General features: G+C 68.1%; 24 protein-coding genes. 19 read left to right on the top strand and 5 right to left on the bottom strand.

The genetic code is table 11. The annotated features are described in order from the left end of the window. Positions 1 to 6 precede the first annotated feature (6 nt). Entirely contained in the window at positions 7 to 1,635 is a 1,629-nt protein-coding gene (locus ABQE93_RS08230; protein WP_448407027.1) for an acyl-CoA carboxylase subunit beta, read from the bottom strand. Positions 1,636 to 1,669: 34 nt separating this feature from the next. Beyond that, the gene (locus ABQE93_RS08225; RefSeq protein ID WP_448407028.1) at positions 1,670 to 2,428 is read right to left on the bottom strand and encodes a class I SAM-dependent methyltransferase; all 759 of its coding nucleotides are present in this window, start codon (positions 2,426 to 2,428) and stop codon (positions 1,670 to 1,672) included. Between the two features lie 205 nt (positions 2,429 to 2,633). On the opposite strand from ABQE93_RS08225, the gene ABQE93_RS08220 reads away from it, so the two are divergent. From ABQE93_RS08220 to ABQE93_RS08210, 3 genes are read left to right on the top strand one after another with little or no spacing between them, the layout of a single operon-like run. After that, the gene (locus ABQE93_RS08220; RefSeq protein ID WP_448407029.1) at positions 2,634 to 3,770 is read left to right on the top strand and encodes a glycosyltransferase; all 1,137 of its coding nucleotides are present in this window, start codon (positions 2,634 to 2,636) and stop codon (positions 3,768 to 3,770) included. A gap of 4 nt (positions 3,771 to 3,774) precedes the next feature. Next, positions 3,775 to 4,455: an acyltransferase gene (locus ABQE93_RS08215; protein ID WP_448407030.1), complete on the top strand. Its 681-nt coding sequence runs from the start codon at positions 3,775 to 3,777 to the stop codon at positions 4,453 to 4,455. A gap of 13 nt (positions 4,456 to 4,468) precedes the next feature. Beyond that, positions 4,469 to 5,152 (top strand): acyltransferase, encoded by a 684-nt coding sequence (locus tag ABQE93_RS08210; RefSeq protein ID WP_448407031.1) that lies wholly within the window; start codon positions 4,469 to 4,471, stop codon positions 5,150 to 5,152. Here the strand turns inward: ABQE93_RS08210 and ABQE93_RS08205 are convergent. Further along, positions 5,149 to 5,877 (bottom strand): hypothetical protein, encoded by a 729-nt coding sequence (locus tag ABQE93_RS08205; protein ID WP_448407032.1) that lies wholly within the window; start codon positions 5,875 to 5,877, stop codon positions 5,149 to 5,151. The two genes, ABQE93_RS08210 and ABQE93_RS08205, sit on opposite strands and share 4 nt — an antisense overlap. A 107-nt stretch (positions 5,878 to 5,984) precedes the next feature. Between ABQE93_RS08205 and ABQE93_RS08200 the strand changes: the two genes are divergently transcribed. From ABQE93_RS08200 to ABQE93_RS08190, 3 genes are read left to right on the top strand one after another with little or no spacing between them, the layout of a single operon-like run. After that, positions 5,985 to 7,121 (top strand): glycosyltransferase, encoded by a 1,137-nt coding sequence (locus ABQE93_RS08200; protein WP_448407033.1) that lies wholly within the window; start codon positions 5,985 to 5,987, stop codon positions 7,119 to 7,121. 58 nt (positions 7,122 to 7,179) lie between these two features. Next, entirely contained in the window at positions 7,180 to 8,364 is a 1,185-nt protein-coding gene (locus tag ABQE93_RS08195; protein WP_448407034.1) for a polysaccharide biosynthesis protein, read from the top strand. Continuing rightward, positions 8,291 to 9,439, top strand: a complete 1,149-nt coding sequence (locus tag ABQE93_RS08190) for a glycosyltransferase (RefSeq protein ID WP_448407035.1) — start codon at positions 8,291 to 8,293, stop codon at positions 9,437 to 9,439. Before ABQE93_RS08195 ends, ABQE93_RS08190 begins: the two co-directional genes overlap by 74 nt. Positions 9,440 to 9,445: 6 nt before the next feature. Here ABQE93_RS08190 and ABQE93_RS08185 read toward each other — a convergent pair whose 3' ends face one another. After that, a complete protein-coding gene (locus ABQE93_RS08185) occupies positions 9,446 to 10,873 on the bottom strand; it encodes an O-antigen ligase family protein (RefSeq protein WP_448407036.1) in 1,428 nt (475 codons plus the stop codon). 144 nt (positions 10,874 to 11,017) lie between these two features. Here ABQE93_RS08185 and ABQE93_RS08180 point away from each other — a divergent pair, with 144 nt between their 5' ends. The 11 genes from ABQE93_RS08180 to ABQE93_RS08130 all read left to right on the top strand — a co-directional run bounded on the left by ABQE93_RS08180 (position 11,018) and on the right by ABQE93_RS08130 (position 23,755). Beyond that, positions 11,018 to 12,568: a tyrosine-protein kinase domain-containing protein gene (locus ABQE93_RS08180; protein ID WP_448407282.1), complete on the top strand. Its 1,551-nt coding sequence runs from the start codon at positions 11,018 to 11,020 to the stop codon at positions 12,566 to 12,568. Beyond that, the gene (locus ABQE93_RS08175; RefSeq protein ID WP_448407037.1) at positions 12,568 to 13,824 is read left to right on the top strand and encodes a lipase family protein; all 1,257 of its coding nucleotides are present in this window, start codon (positions 12,568 to 12,570) and stop codon (positions 13,822 to 13,824) included. The genes ABQE93_RS08180 and ABQE93_RS08175 overlap by 1 nt, the downstream gene beginning before the upstream one ends. Then, positions 13,821 to 14,486 carry a YveK family protein gene (locus tag ABQE93_RS08170; RefSeq protein WP_448407038.1) on the top strand — a complete coding sequence of 222 codons (666 nt, stop codon included), beginning with the start codon at positions 13,821 to 13,823 and terminating at the stop codon, positions 14,484 to 14,486. Before ABQE93_RS08175 ends, ABQE93_RS08170 begins: the two co-directional genes overlap by 4 nt. Continuing rightward, a complete protein-coding gene (locus ABQE93_RS08165; RefSeq protein ID WP_448407039.1) occupies positions 14,486 to 15,736 on the top strand; it encodes an alpha/beta fold hydrolase in 1,251 nt (416 codons plus the stop codon). The genes ABQE93_RS08170 and ABQE93_RS08165 overlap by 1 nt, the downstream gene beginning before the upstream one ends. Further along, a complete protein-coding gene (locus ABQE93_RS08160) occupies positions 15,733 to 16,998 on the top strand; it encodes an acyltransferase family protein (RefSeq protein WP_448407040.1) in 1,266 nt (421 codons plus the stop codon). The genes ABQE93_RS08165 and ABQE93_RS08160 overlap by 4 nt, the downstream gene beginning before the upstream one ends. Continuing rightward, on the top strand, positions 16,998 to 18,239 hold the full coding sequence (locus tag ABQE93_RS08155; RefSeq protein WP_448407041.1) for a lipase family protein: 1,242 nt from the start codon (positions 16,998 to 17,000) through the stop codon (positions 18,237 to 18,239). Before ABQE93_RS08160 ends, ABQE93_RS08155 begins: the two co-directional genes overlap by 1 nt. Then, positions 18,208 to 19,101 carry a sialate O-acetylesterase gene (locus ABQE93_RS08150; RefSeq protein ID WP_448407042.1) on the top strand — a complete coding sequence of 298 codons (894 nt, stop codon included), beginning with the start codon at positions 18,208 to 18,210 and terminating at the stop codon, positions 19,099 to 19,101. The genes ABQE93_RS08155 and ABQE93_RS08150 overlap by 32 nt, the downstream gene beginning before the upstream one ends. Before the next feature lie 205 nt (positions 19,102 to 19,306). Beyond that, positions 19,307 to 20,809, top strand: a complete 1,503-nt coding sequence (locus tag ABQE93_RS08145) for a sugar transferase (protein WP_448407043.1) — start codon at positions 19,307 to 19,309, stop codon at positions 20,807 to 20,809. A 307-nt stretch (positions 20,810 to 21,116) separates the two neighbouring features. Continuing rightward, a complete protein-coding gene (locus ABQE93_RS08140; RefSeq protein WP_448407044.1) occupies positions 21,117 to 22,373 on the top strand; it encodes a lipase family protein in 1,257 nt (418 codons plus the stop codon). Further along, entirely contained in the window at positions 22,363 to 23,169 is an 807-nt protein-coding gene (locus ABQE93_RS08135) for a biotin--[acetyl-CoA-carboxylase] ligase (protein ID WP_448407045.1), read from the top strand. The genes ABQE93_RS08140 and ABQE93_RS08135 overlap by 11 nt, the downstream gene beginning before the upstream one ends. A 67-nt stretch (positions 23,170 to 23,236) precedes the next feature. Beyond that, the gene (locus ABQE93_RS08130; RefSeq protein ID WP_448407046.1) at positions 23,237 to 23,755 is read left to right on the top strand and encodes a PH domain-containing protein; all 519 of its coding nucleotides are present in this window, start codon (positions 23,237 to 23,239) and stop codon (positions 23,753 to 23,755) included. Here the strand turns inward: ABQE93_RS08130 and ABQE93_RS08125 are convergent. After that, positions 23,710 to 24,390, bottom strand: a complete 681-nt coding sequence (locus ABQE93_RS08125; RefSeq protein ID WP_448407047.1) for a GtrA family protein — start codon at positions 24,388 to 24,390, stop codon at positions 23,710 to 23,712. The genes ABQE93_RS08130 and ABQE93_RS08125 overlap by 46 nt on opposite strands. 103 nt (positions 24,391 to 24,493) lie before the next feature. On the opposite strand from ABQE93_RS08125, the gene ABQE93_RS08120 reads away from it, so the two are divergent. Continuing rightward, positions 24,494 to 25,714, top strand: coding sequence for a 5-(carboxyamino)imidazole ribonucleotide synthase (locus ABQE93_RS08120; RefSeq protein ID WP_448407048.1), 1,221 nt, complete (start codon positions 24,494 to 24,496; stop codon positions 25,712 to 25,714). After that, entirely contained in the window at positions 25,707 to 26,219 is a 513-nt protein-coding gene (gene purE, locus ABQE93_RS08115) for a 5-(carboxyamino)imidazole ribonucleotide mutase (RefSeq protein ID WP_448407049.1), read from the top strand. Before ABQE93_RS08120 ends, purE begins: the two co-directional genes overlap by 8 nt. Positions 26,220 to 26,224 lie beyond the last annotated feature (5 nt).

Genomic DNA, 26,224 nt, shown 5'->3' with positions numbered 1-26,224 from the left:
CCCCGCTCACAGGGGAATATTCCCGTGCTTCTTCGGCGGCACCTGGCTGATCTTGCGCTCCAGCAGCCGCAACGCGGTGCCCACGTACCCGCGGGTGTGCGACGGCGGGATCACCGCGTCGACGTAACCGCGCTCGGCGGCGATGTACGGGTTGACCAACGTGTCTTCGTACTGCTGTTGCAGCTGGAGCCGGAGAGCGTCGACGTCTTCACCCTTCTTGGCGGCCTCGGCCAGCTCCTGACGGTAGACGAAGCCGACCGCGCCCGACGCGCCCATCACCGCGATCTGCGCCGTCGGCCACGCCACGCAGACGTCGGCGCCCATGTCCTTGGACCCCATCACGCAGTAGGCGCCGCCGTAGGCCTTGCGGGTGATCACCGTGATCTTGGCCACGGTGGCCTCACCGTAGGCGTAGAGCAGCTTGGCGCCGCGGCGGATGATGCCGTTGTACTCCTGGCCGGTGCCCGGCAGGAAGCCCGGCACGTCGACCAGCATCACGATCGGGATGTTGAAGCAGTCGCAGGTCCGGATGAAGCGAGCGGCCTTCTCCGAGGCGTTGATGTCCAGACAGCCGGCGAACTGCGTCGGCTGGTTGGCGACGATGCCCACCGGCCGACCCTCCACGCGGCCATACCCGACGACGATGTTGGTCGCGTAGTCCGACTGGACCTCGAGGAACTCGTCGTCGTCGAGGATCCGGGTGATCACCGTGTGCATGTCGTAGGGCTGGTTCGGCGAGTCCGGGATCAGCGTGTCCAGCTCGAGGTCCTCCTCGACGAGGTTGTCCTCGATCGCGCCCTCGGGCACCGGGGCCGGGTAGCGCGGCGGGTCGGCGTAGTTGTTGGACGGCAGGTAGCTCAGCAGGTCGCGGACGTAGTCGAAGGCGTCCTGCTCCCCGGAGGCGACGTAGTGCGCGGTGCCCGACTTCGACATGTGGGTGTGCGCGCCGCCGAGCTCCTCCATCGTGACGTCCTCACCGGTGACGGTCTTGATGACGTCGGGGCCGGTGATGAACATCTGGCTGGTCTGGTCGACCATGATCACGAAGTCGGTAAGCGCGGGGGAGTACACGTGCCCGCCCGCGGCAGCGCCCATGATCAGCGAGATCTGCGGGATAACGCCGGAGGCCTTGATGTTGTTGTAGAAGATCCGGCTGTACAGGCCCAGCGAGACGACGCCCTCCTGGATGCGCGCGCCGGCGCCGTCGTTGATGCCGATCAGCGGGCGGCCGGTCTTGATGGCCAGCTCCTGGACCTTGACGATCTTCTCGCCGTAGACCTCGCCGAGGCTGCCGCCGAACACCGAGGCGTCCTGGCTGAAGATGCACACCTCGCGGCCGTCGATGGTGCCGTAGCCGGTCACCACGCCGTCGCCGAGCGGACGCTTGCTGTCCAGCCCGAAGTTCTTGCTGCGGTGCCGCGCCAGTGCGTCGAGTTCGACGAACGATCCCTCGTCGAGAAGCGCCAGAATGCGTTCGCGGGCAGTCAGTTTGCCCTTGGCGTGGATCTTCTCCACCGCCGCCTCACCCACCGGGTGCAGCGTCTCCTCCTCGCGCCTGCGCAGATCGGCGAGCTTGCCGGCGGTGGTGTGGATATCGATCTCGTGCGTTTCGCCCGGTTCGGTAACGCTAGTCATGGTGCCCGATGCTACCGGGTTCCTTAATGTCTCCTTAAGCAGGCTTGCGCAGCGCGACGACGGCGAAGCTGGTCAACGCGGGCACCGGGTGTTTGAGCAGGAACCGGGACTTGGCCTGCTCCAGCGCGTCCAGCGGTTTGACCAGGTGATAGTAGTGATGGCCGAAGGCGCCGTGCCACTGCTCGAGCTCGAAGCCCACGCTCTCGAAGCGCCGGATCGCCCGCTTGGTGGGTCCGGTGGTCCAGCGGTAGTAGGCGGGGAACTTCTCGTGCTTGGGGTCGTCGATGCGGCCGGGCTGGATCTTGCGTAGCAGCGTGCGCGCCGCCTGTTCGGGGATGAGCCGGTTCAGCACGAACGGCAGCGTGTACAGCGTCGGAAAGTAATGCACGGCCAGCCCGCCGGGGCGCAGCAGATCGAAGCAGTTGCGGTGAAACGCCCGCCCGTCGGGCACGTGCTCGCACAGCATCTTGGAGAACACGATGTCGTACATCTCGCGGCCGTCGCGCACGGGCTGGCACAGATCCAGCACCCGCGTCTCCACGTCCCCGCCGGCCTTCGCCAGCTCCTCGGCCGAGATGTCGACGACGATGCGGTGCGAGGCGAACCCCCAGCGCTCGTTGTCGCCCAGCACCGGGTTGGCGCCGCCGCCCAGCTCGGCGATGTTTTGCGCGCCCTCGCGCAACGCCAGCTCACGGACGTATTCGTCGTAGCCTTTCCACAGCGTTTCGATATCCCGGTAGCTAACACGGCTACCGGCGGGCGACACCGTTAAATTGACGCCTTCGTTATTCATGCGTTTACTCCGGTACGTTTCGGGCGGCGGCTCGGCAAAGCATACCTGCCGCAGGTGCCAACTAAAGAGGGCCGATCAGCAAATTCAAAACCCCGGCTTGTCACGGGGCCGTATTTGCGGTTCTATAGTCCCCGCGGAAGTAGAGCAACCATTCAACCAAACATCTGGCAAACAGGCGACGGAGCCTCGTGAGAGGATTATCAGCGTGCAACCAGCCCGCAAATACGACGGAATCGACGGTCCGAAGGTAGCGATTGCGCACGATTACCTGACCCAACTCGGGGGAGCCGAGAAGATCGTCCTCTCGATGGCCAAGGCGTTCCCCGAGGCGCCGATCTACACGATGCTCTACGAGCCGCAAACCACCTACCCGGAGTTTGCCGACTGCGACGTCCGGGTGTCGCCCTACAACCGCTTCGGGCCGCTGCGCAAGTATCACCGCGCGGCCCTGCCGCTGTACCCCCAGATCGCGCGTTCGGTGTTCGTGGACGCCGACATCGTGCTGACGAGCACCAGCGGGTGGGCGCACGGATTTCGCACCAACGGCCGCAAGCTCATCTACTGCTACTCACCGGCGCGGTGGCTGTATCTGTCCGACAAGTATCTCGGCGACGACAGCGGCCTGATCAAACGCGCCGGGTTGGCGCTGTCCAAGCCCTACCTCAAGGCGTGGGACCGTCGCCAGGCGCTGGCCGCCGACAAGTACTACGCGATCTCGACGCTGATCCAGAACCGCATCGCCGACACCTACGGCATCGACTCCGACGTGATGTTCGCCCCCGTGGCGATGTCGCAGTCGATGAACCCTGAACCGATCCCCGGGCTCGATGTCCCCGAGGAGGGGTTCTACCTGGTCGTGTCCCGGCTGCTGCCCTACAAGAACGTCGACGTCATCGTGCGTGCCTTCGCCGGAACCGACCGCCGGCTCGTCGTGGTCGGCAAGGGCCCCGACGCCGAGCGGTTGCGCGGCATCAAGACCGCGAACGTGACCATGCTGTCCGACCTCACCGACGGCCAGATGGCCTGGCTCTACAAGAACTGCCGGGCGCTGCTGGCCGCCAGCTACGAGGACTACGGCTTGACGCCCATCGAAGCCGGCGTGTGGGGCCGCCCGAGCGTGGCGCTGCGCTTCGGCGGCTTCCTGGACACCATCGACGAGGGCGTCACCGGGATGTACTTCGACAAGCCGGAGCCCGCCGCGATCGCCGAGACGTTGAGCCGGTTCGAGGCCACCCGGTTCGACGCGGACAAGATCCGCCGCCACGTCGAGCAGTTCACCGAGGAAGTCTTCACCGAAAAGCTGCACGCCGCGGTCGACAACCTGGCTGCTGCCAAGGGGTGACGCGATGGGTCTAGAACCGACGAAGATCGACCCCGAGGTCGTCGCCCGCAAGCGCGCCGCAGCGCCCGCGCTCAAGATGAGCCCGCAGTTCGAATACATCACCGACGAGAACGGCCGGATCGTCGACGTTGAGACCGAAGGCGTCACGTTCACCGACAAGCTTCGCCGGTGGGTCGGGCAACTGGCCTTCAACATCGTCATCACCCATATCCCTTCGCACACCATCCGGCTGGCCTGGTTGCGGCTGTTCGGCGCCGAGATCGGCAAGGGCTCCTCGATCATGCGGGGCACCCAGATCCAGAACAGCCACTATCTGGTGATCGGGGAGAACACCACGGTCGGCATGCGGTGCGTGCTCGATGCCCGCGCGGGCATCTACCTCGGCGACAACGTGACGCTCGCAAGCGATGTGCAGCTGCTGGCCGGCGGCCACGACATCAACCATCCCGACTTCCCGATCGTCGGCCCCGACCCGACGGTCGTCGAGGACTACGTGTGGATCGCCAGCCGCGCCATGGTGCTGCCCAGCCACATCAAACGCGGTGCCGTGGTGGCCGCACATGCGTTGGTGGTCAAGGACATCGACGAGCTGACGATCGTCGGCGGCAACCCCGCCAAGCCGATTGGCAAGCGCAACCCGGAGGCGTTGGCCTACAGCGCGAGTTACCGCCCGCTGTTCTTCTGACAGGAGTACTTGAGTGTTCGTAGAACCGACGAAAGCCGACCCGGCCGATGTCGCACGCAAACTCGCGGCCGCACCGGATCTCAAACTACCTCCGCCGCCGTCGTGGGAGATCGGACCCGACGGTGAGCTCGCGAACTACCGCATGCAGACGATGGGCCTTGCGCGCAAGGCGCGCAACCGGATTGCCCAGCTGCTGTACAACATGTTCGTCACCTACATCCCGTCCCACGCCGTGCGGTTGGGGTTCCTGCGGCTGGTGGGCGCCACGATCGGCGAAGGGTCCTCGATCATGCGCACGACGCAGGTGCTCGATCCCGAGTTCCTGCGCATCGGACGCCACAGCACGATCGGGCAGCGGTGTCTGCTCGACGCCCGCGCCGGATTGTGGATCGGCGACAACGTCACGATCGCCAGCGACGTCCACATCATCGGCGGCGGGCACGACATCAACCATCCCGACTTCCTGCCGGTGCCGGTGCCGACCGTGATCGAGGATTACGTCTGGATCGCCAGCCGCGCGATGATCCTGCCCAGCCATATCCGTCGCGGCGCCGTCGTGGCGGCGCAGGCGCTGGTCAACCAGTACAAGGAGATCGGCGAACTCGAGGTGGTCGGCGGCGTGCCTGCGAAGCTGATCGCCAAGCGCAATCCCGACGCGCTGCAGTACAGCGCCTACTACCGCCCACTGTTCGGTTAGTCGAGTTCGGTTTCGTACTTGCGGATCGCCGCGTCCAGCGACTCCGAGCTGACCGGTTTGGCCGCGGTGATGACCGCCATCCGGCCGTTGACCAGCTGATCGATTTCGGCGAACTCGGCCACCACATGGAAATGCGGGCGGTCACCGTAGTCGTCCATCGCGATGGTCCAGCCGCGCTCGTGGCGCAGCGCGCGCAGCGTCTTGAGCACACAGGCCACCCGGAACCGGCCGTCGACCAGGACGAAGTCGGGGGCCCGGCCGCCCTCGAAGCTGGCCGCAGGCAGATCCGAGTAGCGGCGGAACTTCGCCAACCGGCCGGGTGAGTTCAGGCCGGGCCCGATGGGACGGCCCCAGTGCGCGGTCAGCCCGATATCGGCGTAGTGAAAGCTCTGTCCGACGGGCCGGGCCAGCCCGTCGTCGCGAATCTTTTTTTCCACGCTTTTCAAGAAAAACCGGTCCGAGTCGACCGCGATGAACTCAATTCCGAACTTTGCTGCCAGATAAGTCGAACCGCCGGTGCCGAATTCCAGATAACGCTTGGAGCCGCGCAGCGTTTCGATGAACCAGTCGGTGCCCTTCTCGAAGCTGCCGTCGGTGCCGTAGAAGACCGGGGTGTCCGGTACGTCAAAGCCCTTAAGGCGTTGTATCGCAAGGAATTTGGCGGTCCCAGCTATGCCCACGATGTACTCCTGCCAGACGGCGAAAAACGTGGCGTAGCATAACACGGCGACAATGCTGCGACCTCAGCGCACAGGCCTTTTTATTGCCCTTACCGGGGCCCCCATCGGCGTTTGGGTATCGTTAGCTCCGATCAACGACGGGAGCATTCGAGGTGACGACGAACCTGCGCGAATACCGGCTGGTCTTCGTCGGCCCTGCCGAAGGTCAGACCGCGGTGGGCGACTACGCCGAGGACTTCGTCACCGCCGTCAGACCCCACTTCCGCGACGTTGCCGAGATTCGTACGCGCGGCCCCGGCGGAGACACCGTGCGTGACATCCGCCGGTATCGACGTGCCGTCGCCGAGACGGTCGCCGAGGCGCCGGACCGCACGCTGGTGCACGCCGAACTTGCCGCAGGCGGGGCGGCGCCGTTCTGGGCCATCGCCGGCCTGCCGGGCACCCCGGTGACCGCGACGATCCACGACCCGCCGCAAGGGGTGTGGTGGCCCGCGGCGACGAAGTTCATGTTCGGCCCCGCCCTGACCCGCAAGCTGATCTTCCACGGCGTGCACTACCCGCTACGGCCGCTGTCCACCAAGGTGGAAGGCATGGTGAACGGGCGGCGCACACTGTTCGCCCTCACCGAGACCGGCCGTCGCTCGATCGAGCAGCGCTACCCGCACACGACCGCGGTGTACGTGCCCCACCTCGTGCGCGACCGACCCGTCATCCGTCCCGTGCAGGAACGCCCCAACGCGGTGGGGTTCTTCGGTCACGTGTACCGGGGCAAGGGTTTCGAGCAGGTCGCGCGCATCCGCGAACTGCTGCCCGACGACATCGCCATCCGGGTCGCCGGCCGCGGCACCGAATCGCTGCCGCGCGTGGACGGCATCGAGATCCTCGGCGCCGTCGACGGCCCGGCCGAGGATGCGTTCTTCGGCTCGGTGCGCGCCATCGTGGTGCCCTACGGGAAGCGCCACTGGTACGACGAGACGTACCCGGCGTCGGGCGTCGTAGCGCACGCCACGGCGTACCGGACGCCGGTGGTGTGCACCGCGTACGGCTCGCTGGCCGAGTTGGACGAGAAATCCGCAGCCGTCGTCGTCCGGACCCAAGACGCCGAGCCCGACGCGGTCGCGGCGGACCTGGCAGGGGCGATCGAGGCGCTGCTCGGCGACGACGGGCGGCTCACCGAGCTGGGCGAGTATGCGGAGAAGACCCGCCAGGCGCGCTCTCCTGCGGCCACCGCGCAGGCGTATGCCGCGACCTGGTCGCAGCTGCTGGCCCGACACCGCGAGGGGCACTGACCTGTCGACTCCCGGAGCTAAGCCCAAAGCCGCACCCCGCCGATCCGCTAAGACGTTGGTGTCGCTGCTCTACGTCTACGGCGGCCGTGGCACCGGCCTGCTGTGGACGGCCGCGCTGATCTATCAACTGGGCATCAGCGACTACGGGTTGTACAGCCTGGGCTTCGCGCTGATGTCGGTGCTCGGTCAGACGCTGAGCAATCCCTACGTGGTGCGTTCGGTGCGCGAACCGGAGGAGGACTTCGTCCGCGAACGCGCCGGCCGGTATCTGCTCGGGCTGGCGCTGATGGTGCTGGGCCAGGTTTTCTTTCCGCTGAACTACATCGTCTGGTTCGGCGTCACGGTAGCCGGCGGCGAGCTGATCGTCGGGGCCTACAAGGCGCGCGCGATGCGTCGGGGCGACCCGCATGTGACGTCGCGAATCGACACCAGCAGGCAGGCCGGCAGCGTGGTGGCGGGCTGCGCCTATCTGTTCGGTGCGCCGCTGGAGGGCATGCACCCGACGCTGCTGGGCGCCAGCGTGGCCTACTGCGTGCCCTACGTGGTGATCGCGGTGCTCGCGGCGTCCACGGTGCGCGGCCACCGGCCGCAGTTGCCGGGCCCGCCGCAGACCATCCTGGTGCTGGCCGGGGAGATGCTCGGCACCTCAACCTTCCTCGCGGGCGACGTGCTGCTGCTGGGCTGGCTCACCGACACCACGGTCGTCGGCTACTACAACCTGACCTGGGTGGTCGCCTCTGCGGTCTGCTACGTGGGCCAGGCGTTCGGCACCACCTACGCGCAGACGCTGCGCGACAGCGGCGGAGAGCTGTCGAGCGGCCCGCCGCTGAAGTTGACCGTGGCGCTGGGCGCGGGCGGGGGACTGCTGGTGCTGCTCGTCGGCATCGGGTTGCTGATCTCGCCCGCGCCCCAGCAACTGGCCGTCGCGATGATCATCATGTCGGCCTACTGCGCCTTCCGCACGGTGATCATGGTCTTCCAGTTCGTGCTGTATGCCCAGCGGCGCGACATGGTTCGGATGGCGTCGGTGATCGGGTTGGTGCCGCTGAAGTTCGGGTTGTTGGCGGTGTTGGCGCATCTCGGCGCGGTCGGCGCCGCGATCGCGACCTCCGCGGCCGACGCGGCGCTGTTGGCCATCTTCTCGCTGGCGATCTACGGAAAGGGACGGCATGGCAAGCGGCCGGCCGCAGACGAAGGTGACGTTCCTGCTGTCGAAAGACCCGGTGACGGAGCGGGCCGGTGACGTCGAGCTGGGCCAGCTGCTCATGGGCCTGGCCGCCGACGAGTTCGAGGTGTCGGCGCTGTGCCTTTCGGCGCAGACGGGCCCGGCCACGCTGCCCGGCGGCCATGCGCTGACCCGGCTGCCGAAGCCGGCGATCCGGCCGGCGAAACTGCTGGCCGATTCGATCCGCAAGCGGCGCAGCCTCGTCCACGTCCGTTTCGACACCGACGATCTGGTCGCCGCCATCGATGCGTGCGACGCCGACGTGTTCGTCGCCGAGCACAGCTACATGGCCGAATCCTTCCTGCGCAGCACCCGATTCGGCCGCGCCCGGCTGGTCGTCAACACCAACATCTCCGAGGCGCTGGTGTGGCGCGCGAGCCGCGGCGCGCTGGGCCGCATCGAGGCGCCCCGCTTACGCCGCGACGAACTGCGGGTCGCGCGGGCCGCCGACGCGGTCGGCACCTACGACGCGGCCGACGCCGAGTTCTACCGCGCCAACGGGGTGGCCTGCGCCCGCTGGCTCGATGTGTCCCTGCCGCCGGTAGCGCAGGTCGACGTGGCGCACACACCGTGTCGGCTCGTCTTCATGGGGCTGCGGGACTGGCCGCCGAACCAGGAGGCGTTCCTGCACGCGCTGCGGCTGTGGCCGCGGATCGCCGCGGGCATCGCTGGCGCCGAACTGGCGGTGATCGGCAAGAAGAAGCCGGGCGCACCCGATCCGGTCTACCCCGCCGGTGTGCGCGACCTCGGCTTCGTCGACGACCTGGCCGAGTTCCTCGGCACCTGCCGCGCGATGGTGGCGCCGATCAAGACCGGTGGCGGTGTGCGGGTCAAGATTCTCGACGCGATCAGAATGGGTCTGCCGGTGGTGGGCACCACCGCGGCGATCGGCGAGCTGGGACCGCTGTACGGCCTGGAAACCCACGACGACGACGACAGCTTCGTCGCGCAGTGCCGGCGCTATCTTCTCGACCAGCCCGCGGCGGTCGCCGACGGCGATCGGCTCTACGACGTCAACCGGGCGCGCTGGGAACAGCGCACCCCGCACCGCGCGGTGGCCGCGCTGCTGCGCGCCGAGCCGGCGATCACCTGAACGTCGTCAGCGTGCGGCGACGGCCGCGGGCTCGACAGCCTGTGCCCGGCCGGGCGGCGCTTCGTGTCGGGTCTGATCGACATAGACCAGAAACGCCAGCAGGATCGAGAAGGTCAGCGTCATCTGCGGCATGTCGACGACCGACTGCTGCAGGTTCGCCGAGATCACCGCGATACCGATGAACACGCCGCCGTAGACGGCATGGGGCAACGACGGCGAGCGCAGCGCACGGTAGGCCATCACCGCACCGATCACCAGGATCGCGACGAACACCAGCCCGGTGATGATGCCGCCGCGATAGATCGTCAACAGCGGCGCGTTGGAGACGTAGTTGAGCGACTGCGCCAACTGGCCGCTGCGGAATTCGGGTCGGTCCCAGCCGAGCCCGAACAGCCAGTTGCCCGACATGCGGTTCGGGAATTCGGCGATCGAGTCCGCCCGGGCTTCGCGCCCGGTGTCCTCGTCGGCGAACGTGGACAGGATGCGGTCGCGAATCATCGGGGTCAGCAGGGCCGCCGCGGCGCCGACACCGATGATCCCCATCGCGATCTGGCGGTCGCGGGCCCGCATGCTGTGGAACAGCAGCACCAGCAGCAGCCCGACCGCGACCGAGAAGATCATGCTGCGGCTCAGCGTGAGCAGCAGCGCCACCACGATGACGGTGGACATCAGGGTGCGCCGCCAGCCGGTGAACAAGACCAGGCAGATGATCAGCGCGGTCGCCAGGGCCAGCCCGGCGCTGTTGGGCAGCACCCACGTCCCGCCCAGGCGCAGCGTCCTGCCGATCGTGCCGCCCTCGTCGGAGTAGACGTACAACGCGGTCTGCTCGCGCAGCCCTGCGCCGACGCCGTAGCCGAAGATCTGCAGCGGCTTCAACAGGCGCTGCTGTTGGTCCACCGTCGCCATGGCGATCCCGACGAGGGCATTGGCTGATGCGGCGTAGACGAATATCCTTCCGAACCGGGCGAGGTTCTCCCGCGACAGTCTCAGCAACGCGATTGTCACCGCCGTGGCGATGCCCCACCTCGCGTACAGCAAAATTGCCGGAAGGGTGACCCCGGTGGCGACAACGGACAAAGCCGATGCAACCAGCAACGCGATCACCGCTATCTCGAGTGTGCTGAGTCGAGTTCGCTGGGTGGGATGGATGATGGCCGCAAGCACCGCTCCGGCGGCGAATAGCAGGTACAGCGGAATGTGGACGCCGGGGAAGTATCCGAAGGGCAGTCCGCCGATCACCGCGGCCGTCGCCCAGAACAGCCACAACGGGTGGCGCAAACCGATGTATACCGCGATGACCAGCCCAAGAAGGCCGACAACGCCGTACGTCACCAGCGTCCCGCGCCCGACGGCGAGCCAGGCGACGAGGGGGCAGACGGCGATCACCGCAACGGCTAGCAGGCATTTGCCGATCAAGTCCGGGCGGCGCGTCACGGGGACTATGGTGACAGCTTCGCGGACTGGACACCAGCCTGCCCGGTCAGGTGCATTGCGGCGGTCCGGCCGCACAACCGTTACTCTGTCCGTGTTTGATCTTTAGTTTGCGGCGCGCTTCTGAAAGGTTCGATCTTGGAGATCATGGAATACCTGCGCATTTTCCGCAGGTACTGGTGGCTGATCGTGGCCCTGGTGATCGTTGGTGGCGCCGGTGGCTATGCGGCCACATTTTTACTGACACCCGAATACCAGTCCACTGCGCGCCTGTTCGTAGCAACGCAGCACGGCACCTCGGTCACCGAGGCGTATCAGAACAATCTTTTCTCCCAGGAACGTGTGTACTCCTACGCCGACTTGGCGTCCAGCGAACAAGTGGCCGCCCGCGCGGTGGATCAGCTGAAGGCGCCGATCTCGCCGGACGAACTGCGTTCGAAGGTCACGGCGCTGCCCGGTGAGAAGACGGTATTGCTCGATGTGAGCGTCACCGACGCCGACCCCGCGCAGGCGCAGACCTACACCAACGCGGTCGCTGACCAGTTGGTCGGTCTGGTCAGCGAGCTGGAGACCTCGCGCCGGGGCGGCAGCCCCGCTGCGGGCCTGGTGGTGGTCGACGAGGCCAGTTACCCGACGGCACCGACGGGGCTCGGTGTGCTCACGATGATCGCGTTGGGTGCGGTCATCGGTCTGGTGGTCGGCATCGTCGCGGCGGTGCTGGCCGGGATCCTCGACAAGCGGCTGCGTGGCCGCGATTCGGTGGAGGGCGCCGTCGGTACCCACCTGCTGGGGGCGCTGCCCGCAGAACCCACCCGGCCCGCGACCACCGTCGTCGATCTCGACGGCAACGAGCTCTACGCCGAGCGGGTGCGCGAACTGCGCACGAACCTGCGGTTCGCGGTGCCGCCCGGTAGCGGCGTCCCGCCGCGCCGCATCGCGGTGACCAGCCCGTCGACCGGCGACGGACGCACCACCGTGGCCATCGACCTCGCCGCCGCGCTGGCCGAGTCGGGCCGGTCGGTCATCGTCGTCGACGGTGACCTGCGCGGCGCGGACCTGGCCGACCGGCTGGGTCTGGACGACCAGCGTCGCGCCCGCGCGATGAACCGGGGCGTGAGCACGGTGATCGCTGGCGAACACGCGGTGGTCGAAGCGGTGATCGGCGAGATCCCCGTCGGCGCGCACGCCATCGCGCTGCTGCCCGCGGGACCCAAGGCGTCGCGCCCCGGCGAGATGTGGGCCAACGACCGCGCCACCGCGATGTTCGAGGAGCTCGGACGCAATTTCGATTACGTCGTCGTCGACACGCCTCCGCTCGAGCACTACGCCGACGGCGCGAACATCGGCGCGCTGTGCGACGGCGCGGTGCTGCTGGCGCGCATCGGCTCCACCACGAACTCGGCGCTGCGCCGGGGGATCCAGGCGCTGCAGACCGCCAACGTCGCGCTGATCGGGACGGTGGCGACCTTCGAACGTGTCGGCGGCCGCCTGCGGCGCCAACACCACAAGCAGGTGCGCCGTGACGCCCAATCGGATTCGGCGGCGAGGCCGTCGGGCACCGGAGGCGACAACCCGGCCGACACCCGACCCGTGGCAACCCAGAAGGGGCAACTCGTCGGCTCGGACACCCCGCGGCATGCCAACGGCGACGCGGCGCTGGGCGCCGGGAGCAGGCCCAGACACGGAGGCAACGGATAGTGCGGTTGCGGCTCGCGGTGGCCCGCGCGGGGGCCATCGTCGGCGCGGTGTCGGTCCTGGCCGGCTGTGCGCCGGACCCGCCGCAGCCGCCGGCGGACTACAACCGGCCGCCGCACTCGCTGGTGCCTCCGTTCGTCGGCGCGACCGAATTGCCGCCGCCGGATCTGACCGGCGGCGGGCCCGGATCGCTGGTGGAGGTCGAACCCCTCGCCCCCAACAGACACTTCACCGACGCCGGCGTGACGGCGGTGCGGGTGGTGTACCGCTCGACCACCACCGCCGGTCAGCCCGCCGAAGTCTCCGGGGTGGTTGCGGTTCCCGCGGGCAAGGCGCCCGAGGGCGGGTGGCCGGTCATCGCGTTCGGGCACACGCTGACCGGCGTGACGGAGAACTGCGCGCCGTCGCTGGCGCAGGGGCTGGGCGGCTACGCGTCGGCGATGACGGTGATGCTCAACCGCGGCTACATGGTGATGATGCCCGACTTTCCCGGACTCGGTGTGGGCGGCCAACAGCACGCGCCGCTGGACTGGGTCGCCTTGGGCAACACCATGATCGACGGGGTGCGCGCGGCGCGCCGGGTGGTTCCCGACACCAGCCCGGACTGGGCGGCGTACGGCAGCGGCCAGGGCGGCCTTGCTGCATGGGCAGCGGCGATCCGGGCCACCGACTACAGCGCCGGGCTCAACCTCGTAGGCGCCGTGGCGCTTTCGCCCTACGCCGACCTGTCGCCGTTGGTCGACGCCGCCAGCAACGGCAACCTCACGCCGAACCAGTACCGGCTGCTCATGGTGCTGCTGCAGGGCTTGTCGCAGCAGCTGCCCAACCTCGATCTGGACGCCTACCGTTCGGGTTTGGCCGGCGAGCACTGGGATCTGCTCACCTCGTGCGCGCCCGCGGATCCCGCCGAGGCGAACCGGCTGGTGTCGCAGTTGCGCCCGGAGGACCTGCGCCCGCGTGACGATGCCGCCGCCGCGACGCTGCGCAACGCGTTGAACACCTTGGCGCTACCTGGCAACTCACCGGCCCCGCCCGCACCCGTGCTGGTGGTGTACGGCACACACGACCCGGTGGTGCCACAGGCCGGTGTCGCGCTCGCGGTCAAAGAGGCTTGCGCCAAAGGTGATCCCGTCGTGGTGGATCGCCGCATCGGTGACACGACCACCACCAACGAGTTGGTCATCCAAACGTCGCTGGCCTGGCTGAAGGCGCGTTTCGACGGCCAACAGCCCGCCGACGTCTGCGTGGGGGCCACATGAGGCCGCCCGCCAACGTGCCCCGGGTACGCGACTATCTACGGCTGCTGGTCAACGGCTGGGTGGTGCTGCTGTGCGCGACCGCAGTCTCGGCGGGCGCCGGTTGGCTGGCCTGGCAGAGCGCGGCGCCCGTGTTCACCTCGACCGCACGCGTTTTCGCGGTGACGCCGGGCGGCGCGACCCCCGTGGACGCCTACTACGGCCACCTGAACTCGATTTCGCGAAACCTGACCACCCAGCATCTGGCCCGCAGCCGGCAGGTCACGATCCGCACCATCGAGCAGTTGGGCCTCGATACCAGCCCGGCCGAACTCGCGGCCCGTATCACCGTGTCGGCCAAGAACTCCGCGCTGCTGGAGGTGGCGGTGACCGGCAGCGACCCCGACCTCACCCGCCGCACCGCCGACGGTGTTACCGAGAACCTGGTTGCGCTGACCAAGGAGATGGCCAGTGTCGACACCGGCGCCGCAGAACTGGTCGTCGTCGACGCCGCCGAACCGGCGGTCCGGCAGGGCTCGGTGTGGCAGTTCATCGTTCCGGCAGGCGCAGTGGGGTTCGGGCTCAGCGCCATCCTGGTGCTCGCGTACGGACTGCTGCGCGACCGGACGCACGGCACACGACACCTCGATCACGTCGTCGACGAGGTCCTGGCAGAAAGGGACTGATGATCCGCGCTCACCTCGGGGGCATCGGGCTGGCGTGCCTACTTGTGGCGACCGGCGCCCTCGTAACCGGTTGCGCCGACGACACTTCCGCGCAGGAGGCGCCGGCGGCGATGTCGGGGATGCCCATCGACGCGGACTACAGCGCCGCCGGACAAGAGCCGGGTGCGCTGGCCGAAGCCAATTCCTTGCCGACCATCGACCGCAGGCTGCGCGCGGTGAGTTCGTTGGCCGCGCGCATTGAGTACACGTCTACCTCCGGTATCGACAACCAGCACACCCGGGTCAGCGGAAGCGTCTTCGTGCCCAAGGGCGACGCGCCCGACGGCGGCTGGCCGGTGGTGGTCTACGCCCATGCCACCACCGGGATCGAATCCACCTGCGCACCGTCGCTTTCGCCGAACCTGCTGGGTACGTCCAACGTGATGACCGCGTTGGTGGACGCCGGATTCGTCGTCACCGTGCCCGACTACCAGGGCCTGGGCATCGATGACGACAGCGACCACCCGTACCTGGATGCCACCACGGCCGGCTACAACGTGATCGACTCCGTGAAGGCCGCCCGTCACCTGGTCCCCGAGGCATCCGAACGCTGGATGGCGATCGGCGTCTCCCAGGGCGGGCAGGCCGCCTGGGCGGCCAACGAACTGGCCGCCACCTACGGCGCCGGCCTCGCGCTGCTGGGCACGGTCAGCGTGGCGCCGGCCGCCGACATCGCCGGTTTCGCCGACGCGGCCGCCACCGTTCAGCTCACCCCCGAACAGCTGCCCGCACTGGTGGTGATCCTCGAATCGCTGCACCGCACACATCCGGACTTCGCGCTCGACGAATACCGGCGGGGCTTCGCAGAAGACAACTGGGACACGTTGATTGCGTGCGACGGGCCCGAGGTCGCCGAACGCAGCGCGCTGACGCCGCAGCTCACCGGTGAGGACCTTCGGCCGGCCACCCCGCAGGCCGTCGACACGTTGCGCGCACTGCTGCAGAACATGAGCCTGCCGAAGCTCCCCACCACGGCCCCGATGCTCGTGCTCTACGGCGGCAACGATGCGCTGGTCCTGCCGGAGTGGACCGACCGTGCGCTGCGCGCGGCGTGCGCGATGGGCGATGTGATCGACATCGCGCCGCAGCCGGACAAGGGCCACGCCGACATCGACGTCTCCTCGGCGTTCGGCTGGGTCAACGCGCGGTTCCGCGGTGAGCCGGCATCCGACAGCTGTCTGGGTCTGACACCGCCCGGGGCGCCGCAGTGACCATCAAACCGCGGGATAACGCGGACCCGTCGGCGGCACGGCCGGTGCCCGCCACCACCGGGCGCATCATCGGCCTGGACGGGGCGCGTGGCTTGTCTGCCGTCGGCGTGGCGGTCATGCACGTCGCCGCCAACTTCTCCCCAAACACCTCGGCGCAAACCAAGATCGGCGTCGTCGGGATGAGCCTGATCTTCTTCTTCGTGCTCAGCGGGTTCCTGCTGTTTCTGCCCTACGTCCGCAGGCTGACCGACGACGCCGCGGTGGCAACGCCGCCCAGCGCACGCAACTTCGCGGTCCACCGGATCGCCCGAATCGTGCCCGGCTACCTGGTCATCTTTCTGGTGTGCAACTACGTCTTCGGTGTGGTGTATGTCGAGAACCCCACCGTGCAGGCGCTCGGTACCGACGAGGGCACCGGCACCATCACCGATCCGTGGCAGCTGCTGGCCAATCTCACGCTCGTGCAGACCTATATTCCCGAGTACATCTTCACCGGCCTGAACCCGTCGTGGTCGCTGACGCTGGAGTTCGCGTTCTACTTGTCGCTGCCGTTGTCGGCTGTGCTGTTGTTCGCGATACGCCGCAGAACCTCGGCGCGTCCCCTGCTGCTGGCCGCCAGCCTGCCCGTGGTGTTCATCGTGATCGGGTTCGTCGCAAAACTGTTGCTGCCGTTGGTGAGCAACCACTTCGGTGTCACCGACCCCGAGCTGATGCAGTGGGGACCCAACTGGGTTTCGGTGTACCTGAGGAGTTTTCTGGTCAACGCCGACAACTTCGCGTTCGGGATGCTGGCCGCGGTCGCCGTCGTGGCGATCGAACAGGGCACGGTGCGGACGTCGGCCGCACGGCGGGTGCGGCCGGTTTCGGCGCTGGCACTGCCCGTCGTGCTGGTGGTGGGGTTGGCGTTGATCGCGTTGGGCAACATGTTCGGCACCAGCGCGATGGCCATCGCCTCGGCACTGGTGATCCTGGTGATCGTCGCACCGCTGTCGTGCGGACAACGCTCGAGGATCGGCGAGGGCCTCGAACGGGCCCCGTTCCTGTTCGTGGGTAAGGTGTCGTTGTCGCTGTACCTGCTGCACTTCCCGACGATGTTGATGCTGCACCGGTTCGGCCTGCTGGCCGGTGACTCCCTGGGCGGGATGTGCCTGAACATCGTTGTGGTGCTTGCGGTCACGCTGGCGGTGTCCAGCGTCACCTACTACACGGTGGAGAAGCCCGCAATGAACATCGCCCGACGCTACCGCTACCGGTGGCGCTGATGAGTCGGCTTCGTGTCGCGCTTACCGTCGCGGCAGCGGTCGTTCTGGTGGCGGGCGCGGTCGTGGTGGCATGGGCGTTTCGCTCCGGCGACGGTGAAGGCGACACCCCGGCCGCCCACCCCGACGCCGAACCGATTCCGACCGCGCACCTCGGCGGATCCGAACCCGGTGACCTGGTGAGCGCCATGACGATGCCGGGGCTGTCGCGCAGCAAGGTCGGCGCCGAGTTCAATGCCGCACGCGTCCTATACCACTCCACCAACGGCGACACCGGCGAGCCGACCGTGGTCTCCGGATCGGTGTACACCCCCAAAGGTGTTGCGCCCCAAGGTGGGTGGCCGGTAGTAGCGTTCGGGCACGGCACGACGGGTATGGACGAGCCGTGCGCGCCGTCACTGTCGGACTCACTGCTCGGGATGTCCTCCATGGTGGTCGGGCTGGTTCGGAAGGGCTACGCCGTCGCGTTCGCCGACTACCAGGGGCTCGGCGCGCCCGGCGTTCACCCTTACCTGGACGCCAAGACCGCGGGGCTCAACGTCATCGACTCGGTGCGCGCGCTGCACCGCACCTTCGACGACATCTCGCCGCAGTGGGCGGCGCTCGGCGGTTCCCAAGGCGGCGGCGCGGTGTGGGCAGCCGGCGAGCAGGCGGGCGGCTACGCGCCCGAACTCGACCTGGTCGGGGTCGTCGCGATGGTTCCGGCCGCCGACGTCACCGGCCTGGTGGACAAGGCGGAGGCCAAAACGTTGACGTACTACCAGCGGCCGGCGTTTCAGTCGGTGGTGGAGACGTTGGCGCGGCTGCACCCCGACCTCGACCGCGACGACTACCGCAGCGGCGCGGCCGCCGAATACTGGGACGTGCTGTCGTCGTGTTCGGGCGCCAAGGGACTGGACCGCAAGGAGGCGGCGGAGGCGCTCACGCCCGGCGACCTGGTTCCGAAAACACCGCAGGCCGCCGAGCGGCTCCGCGAACTGCTGGGTCAGTGGGCACTGCCGCAGCAACCGCTCACGGCGCCGCTGTCGGTGTCCTACGGCGGTCAGGACGAATACATCGACGCACAGTGGACCACCGATGCGATCGCGCGCGCCTGCACCCTCGGCGGCCCGATCGTATGGGACCTGCAGCCGCAGGCAGGCCACGGCAACGTCGACATCAGCTCCCAATACGCATGGCTGGCAGACAGATTCGCAGGAAAGCCGGTGACAAATGAGTGCACCTCATCGCCACCCGGTAGCTGACGGCGACTGGCCGCTGTGGCGGCGACTGCTGACCGAGACCAAATGCGTGGTGCTACGACTGTTCGCACCCAAGGGCATCGACGTCGCGCCACCCGAGCAGCCGTATCTGATCGTGCCGGTGCTCGGCCAGTCCAATGCGTTCGGCATGGGCCTCGGCCTCGATCTGAGCGGCCCGGACCGGCCGCACCCACGGGTGCACCAGTGGGCGATGTGCGGACCGTCGGCGGGTAAGGCCGTCCTCGCCGTCGACCCCCTCATCCACGAGATCCCCGGTAAGGGTGTCGGGTTCGGGATGACGTTCGCCAAACACTTGGCCGACGAGACCGGACGCACCGTCCTGCTCATCCCCGGCGCACGCGGTGACACGTCGTTCACGCCGAAAAACGGCTACACCTGGGATCCCGCCGACACCCGCACCAGGGTGAACCTCTACCGGCGGGGGGTGAGCGCCATCGACAAGGCGCTGGCGGCCCATCCCGGCAGTGAGGTGGCCGCGGTGCTGTGGCACCAGGGCGAAAGCGACGTTCCGCTGACCTCCGGCCCGGTTTATCGGGCCAAGCTCGATTCCCTCATCGCGGATTTACGCACCCGATACGGGAAAGGCCTGCCGGTGTTGTTGGGCGGAATGGCGCCCGAAGAGATGGAATTGAGCGGCCGCGATTATCCGAAGATCCACGCCGTACACGTCGACACGCCGGCCCGGATACCGGGCACCGCTTTCGTCTCGGGACCACGCAATTGCGTCAATTCCGCGACCGACCGGCACTACAACGCCGCAGGTATGCGGCAGATGGGCCATGACATGTGGACCAAATTCCGCCAGTTGCGCGCCGAGGAACTTGCTCGATATGCGACGAGCTGACAGTTCTCGCTACCCCGGCCGAAAAATTATCAATTCATGTCAATTTGCCAGCGTCGCGAAGGCGTTGTTGGTCGACACTCCTTGTTGACCAGCTATTTCACGATATGGGTAGCGGAGCTGGGCAAACTTTGACATAGTAAACGCGCAATCGTGCTTCGTCGGGGGGCCGGTAGCCGTCAGCAAATCTTAGGAGGAACGCCTAGCCGTGTTCGTGGCTGAAGAGGCTTACACCCCCGCGAAGCCTCGATTGACGAAGATCGGTGCCGCGCACAGCGCGCCGTGGCACAACTCATACCGCCTCGCCCTGATCGTCTCGGACGTCCTCGTCGTCTGCCTGTCCCTCGTCGCCGCCCAGTTCGTCAGGCTCGGCGCGCCGGAGGAGATGCCCCACGGGGCGTACTTCTGGGTGTTCTCCTACTACTCGCTGCTGTCGATCATCGTCGCGGCGACGTGGCTGGCCTTGCTGGCGGCCTACCGCACCCGCTCACCGCGGATCGTCGGCGCCGGCGTCGAGGAGTATCGCCGCGTCTTCTCCGCGACGCTGGCAACGGTCGGCGTGATCGCCGTCGGGCTGATGATCTTTCGCCCGGAGTACGCCCGTGGCTATCTCGCGGTCGCCCTTCCGCTCGGCCTCCTCGCGCTGCTGGCCAGCCGTAACTTGTGCCGTCGGCTGCTGGCGCGGAAACGTCGCCAGGGCAAGTGCGTGCAGACCGTTGTCGCCGTCGGTGACGCCCGCGCCGTGCGCAGTTTGGTGCAGTCGCTCGCCCGCGGCTGGTCGTACGGATACGCGGTGGTCGGGGTGTGCCTGACCGGTCGCCCTGGCGGAGGCACCCTGGAGGTGCCCGGCGTCGGCGCGCTGCCGGTGTTCGGCAACGAACACCACCTGCACGACGCGATCCTGAAGACCGACGCCGACACCGTCGCGCTGACCACCACCGACCATTTCGGCCCCGCAGGGATACGCGAGTTGTCCTGGGAAATGGACAAACTCGGTGTCGACCTGGTGGTTTCGCCGGGTGTCGTCGATGTCGCGGGCCCGCGGCTGACCATGCGGCCGGTGGCCGGGCTGCCGTTGATCCACGTCGAGAAGCCGCAGTACAGCGGAACCAAGAAACTGCAGAAGCGGGCCTTCGACCTCTGCGTGTCGATCACCGTGCTGACCGGCGCGCTGCCCGTGATGCTGCTGGCCGCGCTGGCCATCAAACTGACCAGCAGGGGCCCGGTGTTGTACCGCTCCGAGCGGATCGGACTGGACGGCCGGCCGTTCGAGATGCTCAAGTTCCGCACCATGGTCGACGGCGCGGACAAAGAGGTCGACCGGCTACTCGACATCAACGAGAGCGTCGGCGGCGTGCTGTTCAAGATCCGCGAGGACCCGCGCGTGACCGCGGTGGGCAAGTTCCTGCGCCGCTACAGCATCGATGAACTGCCGCAGTTCATCAACGTGCTGCGCCGCGATATGAGCGTGGTCGGGCCGCGTCCGCCGTTGCGCCGGGAGGTCGACACGTACACCGACCAGGTCCGCCGTCGGCTGTTGGTGCTGCCGGGTATCACCGGGCTGTGGCAGGTCAGCGGACGCTCGGATCTGTCCTGGGAGGACTCGGTGCGCCTGGACCTGTCCTACGTGGAGAACTGGTCGATCACCAGCGACCTGCTGATCGCGGCCAAGACCATCCGCACCGTCGCGGCGGGCAACGGCGCGTACTGACCGTGTGCTGCGGGTCCCGCCAGCTATCCCGAATGCGAAATACCTCCATCATGTGAACAAGTCAGCCAGCAACATCAATATTGTCGGCTGACACGCAAATTGTGGTTTCACTTCGGAACGTCTCCGCAAAAGAATTCATCGTGCGTAATGGGTGGGGTTCGTCCGAGACGATCGATCATGAAAACGCGGTGCGCGGCCGTCGCGATGTTCGCGGAATGTGATTCTCACCGCACTTCGAGGCGGCGCACCGATGCGGCTGCCCTAGGTTTGGGTGGCGGTGCGGCGCGACGACAACGGTAGGAGGCTCATGCCCGGCCAACGCAGCGGCACGACCCGCACAGTGGTGGTGACCGTCGCCGTCGCGCTGGTGGTCGTGGTGGTCGGCGCGCTGGCCCTCGTGCCGCTGCAACCGATCGCCACCACGCTCGCGCTGAAGTTCCTCAACCAGTTCCCGTCATCGGGCGGGCCGCCGGTGCCGGTCGAGTCGGCCGACACCAGCGGCACCGGGCCCGGTACCCTGGTGACCGCCACCACGATGCCCGGCGTCACCCGCACCGTGGAAGGCCGACAGCTGCGGGCGGCCCGGGTCGTCTACCGGTCCACCTCCGGCGACACCGGAGCACCGACCGTGGTGTCGGGCTCGGTGTTCACGTCCAAGGAGGCCGCGCCCGAGGGCGGATGGCCGGTCGTCGCGTTCGGTCACGGCACGTTGGGCATCGATCCGCAGTGCGCGCCGTCGCTGTCGCCGAACCTGCACAACCTCGTCCACGTGGTGCGGGTGCTCACCCAGCGGGGATATGCCGTCGCGCTGCCCGACTACCAGGGCCTCGGGGTCAAGGGCATCCACCCGTATTCGGACGCCCGCACGGCGGGACGCAACATGATCGACGCAGTGCGCGCGCTGCGACATACGTTCGGGGACGTGTCGGAGAACTGGTCGGCGCTGGGCGACTCCCAAGGCGGCGGCGCGGCGTGGGCGGCCAACGAACAGGCCCGCGACTACGCACCGGAACTGCGGCTCGTCGGCGCCGTCGCGTCATCGCCTGCCGCCGACATCTCCGGGCTCGTGACGAAGGCCGAACAGGGCACCCTGACCACCGAGCAGCGACCCGTCATGCAGGCGGTTGTCGAGTCGCTGGCACGGCTACATCCCGACCTCGACCGCGACGACTACCGCGGGTTCGAAGCCGCGCGGAACTGGGAAAAGCTGTCGGACTGCCGCCAGGAAAACGCCTACGCCCGCGCGGCGGCGATCCAGCGGATCGGCCCGCGGGAGTTCACGCCGCGCACCCCGGAAGCCGCCGAGCGGTTGCGCCTGCTGCTCGACAACTGGGCGCTGCCCCAACAGCCGCTGTCGGCGCCGCTGTATGTGTTCTACGGCGGCAAGGACCCGTTCATCGACGCCGAATGGACCCGCTCGGCGATCGAGGAAGCGTGCGCGCTGGGCGGGACGGTGACGGTCGAATTCGATCCCGGCGGCGGCCACAACCCCGCCAACGCATTGCAGATGCTCGACTGGTTATCCGACCGCTTCGCAGGAAGGCCCGCACCCAATGACTGCTGACCGGGTTCCGCTCGACGAGGCGGCGTTGCGGCACAACGTCATCGGTGCCTCGCCGCTGTGGCGTCGCATCGACGTGGTGGCCGAAACCGGTTCCACCAACGCCGATCTGATCGGGCGCGCGCAGCGCGGCGAGGCCGTCGACGGCGCCGTGCTGGTCGCCGAGAACCAGACCGCCGGACGCGGCAGGCAGGGCCGCAGCTGGTCGGCGGTGCCGTACGCGCAGATCACCGTGTCGGTCGGCGTCGACGCCGCCGCGGTACCCAGCCAGGCGTGGGGATGGTTGCCGCTGGCCACCGGGGTGGCGATCGTCGACGCGGTCGCCGACACCGGCGTGCAGGCCGGCCTGAAGTGGCCCAACGACGTGCTGGCCGGCGGCGGCAAGCTCGCGGGCATCCTCGCCGAGGTGGCCGCCGCTTCGCAGGCCGTGGTGGTCGGTATCGGGCTTAACGTCTCGCTGACCGGCGCCGAGATCGGGGTGTCCGGGGTCACCTCGCTCGTCGAACTCGGTGTGCCCGCCCCGGACCGTCAGGAACTGCTGCAACGGGTGCTGCACGAACTGGGCCGTCGCTTCGACGCTTGGCGCAGGCACGGCGGCGCCGACCCCGCGCTGATCGCCGACTACCGCGCCCGCAGCCTGACCCTCGGCACGCCCGTGCGGGCGATGCTGCCGGGTGGTCAGGAGGTCGTCGGCGTCGCCCGCGACATCGACGAGCAGGGCAGGCTCGACATCGACACCGACGGTGCCCTGACGAAGGTGTCGGCAGGCGACATCGTCCACCTGCGCCCCGCCCAGTAGCGATTTCGGTGCGTTTGGGCACGCTCACCGCGACGAAACGCACCCAAATCGCCTTAAAGTGCTCGGCATGGGATATCCCGACAACGTGCTGGCCGCCGACGAACAGGTGGTGCTGCACCGCCACCCCCACTGGAAGCGGCTGATCGGTCCGATCCTGGTGCTGCTGGTCGCCACCGCGCTGGCAGCGTTCGGCGCGGGTTACGTCAACCAGACCGGATGGGATCCCACCGCCCGCAACGTCGTGCTCATCGTCATCGCGGCGGTCTGGTTGGTGATCGTCGGCTGGCTTTCACTCTGGCCGTTCCTGAGCTGGCGGACAACACATTTCGTGATCACCGACCGGCGGGTGATGTTCCGGCACGGCGTGCTGACCCGCTCGGGTATCGACATCCCGCTGGCGCGGATCAACAGCGTCGAGTACCGGCACGGGCTACTGGACCGGGTGGTGCGCACCGGCACGCTGATCATCGAGTCAGCGTCGCAGGATCCGCTCGAGTTCTACGACATTCCGCGGGTGGAGCGGGTGCACTCGCTGCTGTATCACGAAGTCTTCGACACGCTGGGCTCAGAGGAATCGTCGAGCTGAGCCAGCCGCCGGGCCCGCCGGTTGGGGCGGCGCAGCGGCGTGACGTTCCCATTGCGCGAGCCGTTGCGCTGCACGTGCTCGACGTGGTCTTCCAGCGCTTCTGTGATACCGCCGATGGTGAGCGACTCCAGGGCCTTGTCGGGGTTGCGGCCGAACTCGTCGGGGAAGACCCAGCGGCGAAACGCCCAGAACCGGAACCCCATCTGCAGCAGGTTGCCGATGATGTAGGCGGAGATGAAGTCGGCGATGTTCTCCACCGTCAGGCTGACCTCGGGCACCCGCAACATCAACACGTAGCTGGAGAAATACAGCGGGGCCATGGACAGCAACACCCCGACGCCGCTGACCCCGAAGAACATCAGCGCCTCGTGGTGGCGTTCCCGCCCGCCCCGGTCGCGGAAGCTCCATTCCCGGTTGAGGATGTACGACGCGATCACCGCGACGATGCCCGCGATGATCTTGGCCGTGACGGGTTTGGGCTCCAGCACGGTCAGTTTGAGCGTGTAAAAGACCGACGTGTCGATGACGAACGTTGTCGCGCCCACGATGGCGAACTTGATCAGTTCGTGATGCCGTTCCAGGTACGGCCGAACCACGCGGGGCAGCCGTGCGATCGTGGCATCGGTAAAGGACACAAAGAGACAGTCTACGGAAATCACCCACCCAGCGCGTAGCCGCGCAGGTGGTCGGCCTAAAGGCAGCCGAGGCGGCCGATCGTGGCCATGACACCATAAAGGCGTGTCGCGAACCCCGAGCGGGCCCCCGCTGGTGACCATGATCGGCGGCGGGCAACTGGCCAGGATGACCCATCAGGCCGCGATCGCGCTGGGTCAGACGCTGCGGATACTGGCCGTCACCGCCGAGGACCCGGCCGCGCAGGTCAGCCCCGATGTGGTGATCGGCGCCCACACCGACCTCGACGCGCTGCGCCGCGCGGCCGCAGGGACCGACGCGCTGACCTTCGACCACGAGCACGTGCCGACCGAGCTGCTCGAAAAACTGGTGGCCGACGGGGTGAACGTGGCGCCGCCGCCGTCGGCGCTGATCCACGCACAGGACAAGCTCGTGATGCGGCGGCGGCTGGCGGCCCTGGATGCGCCGGTGCCGCGGTTCGCAGCCGTCACCGAGCCCGCCGACGTCGACGCGTTCGCCGCCCGGGTCGACGGCCCGATCGTGGTGAAGACGGCCCGCGGCGGCTACGACGGCCGCGGCGTGACGCTGGCGCGCGATGTGGCCGAGGCGCGCGACGCGGCCGCGCGGCACCTGGCCGACGGCTCAGAAGTGCTCGTCGAGGAGCGGGTCGAGATGCGGCGCGAGTTGGCCGCCCTCGTCGCGCGGTCGCCGTTCGGGCAAGGTGCGGCGTGGCCGGTGGTGCAGACCGTGCAACGCGACGGCATCTGCATCGAGGCGGTCGCCCCGGCCCCCAACCTCAGCGACGAACTGTCCACCGCGGCCACACGACTGGGTCTGCAGCTGGCCGAAGCACTCGGCGTGGTCGGGGTGCTGGCCGTCGAACTGTTCGAGACCGTCGAGGGCACGCTGCTCGTCAACGAGCTCGCGATGCGCCCGCACAACTCCGGGCACTGGACCATGGACGGCGCCCGCACCAGCCAGTTCGAACAACACCTGCGCGCGGTGCTCGACTACCCGCTCGGCGACACCGCCCCCATCGCGCCGGTCACCGTCATGGCCAATGTTCTTGGTGCCCAGCAGAAACCGGAGATGGGCATGGATGAGCGGCTGCATCACCTCTTCGCCAGGATGCCCGAGGCCAAGGTGCACCTCTACGGCAAGTCCGAGCGGCCGGGCCGAAAGATCGGCCACGTCAACATCATCGGCGCACCGGCCGGTTCGGTGGACGACGACGCGTACGTCGCCGATGTGCGGGAACGCGCCGGCCTGGCGGCGCACTGGTTGTCACATGCGGAATGGACGGACGGATGGAATCCACATGAGTAGTGCTCCTGCGCCGCGCGTCGGCGTCATCATGGGCAGCGACAGCGACTGGCCCGTGATGGAGGACGCCGCACAGGCCCTTGCCGAATTCGACATCCCGTTCGAGGTCGGCGTCGTCTCCGCGCACCGCACCCCGGCCCGCATGCTCGACTACGCCCAGAGCGCGGCGGGCCGAGGGATCGAGGTGATCATCGCCGGCGCCGGGGGAGCGGCGCATCTGCCCGGCATGGTGGCCTCGGCGACGTCGTTGCCGGTGATCGGCGTGCCGGTGCCGCTGGCCAAGCTCGACGGGCTGGACTCGCTGCTATCGATCGTGCAGATGCCCGCGGGCGTGCCGGTGGCCACCGTGTCGATCGGCGGCGCCCGCAACGCGGGGTTGCTGGCGGTGCGGATTCTCGGGGCGTCCGACGCGGCGCTCCGCGCGCGGGTCGAGCAGTTCCAGGCGCAGCTACACGACACCGTTCTGCGCAAGGACGCGGCGCTGCGCGAACGCCTCCTCGGGCAGTAGGCTGC

The organism is Mycolicibacterium sp. XJ662 (genome assembly GCF_053484035.1).
This window is presented reverse-complemented; position numbering and strand designations above follow the sequence as displayed.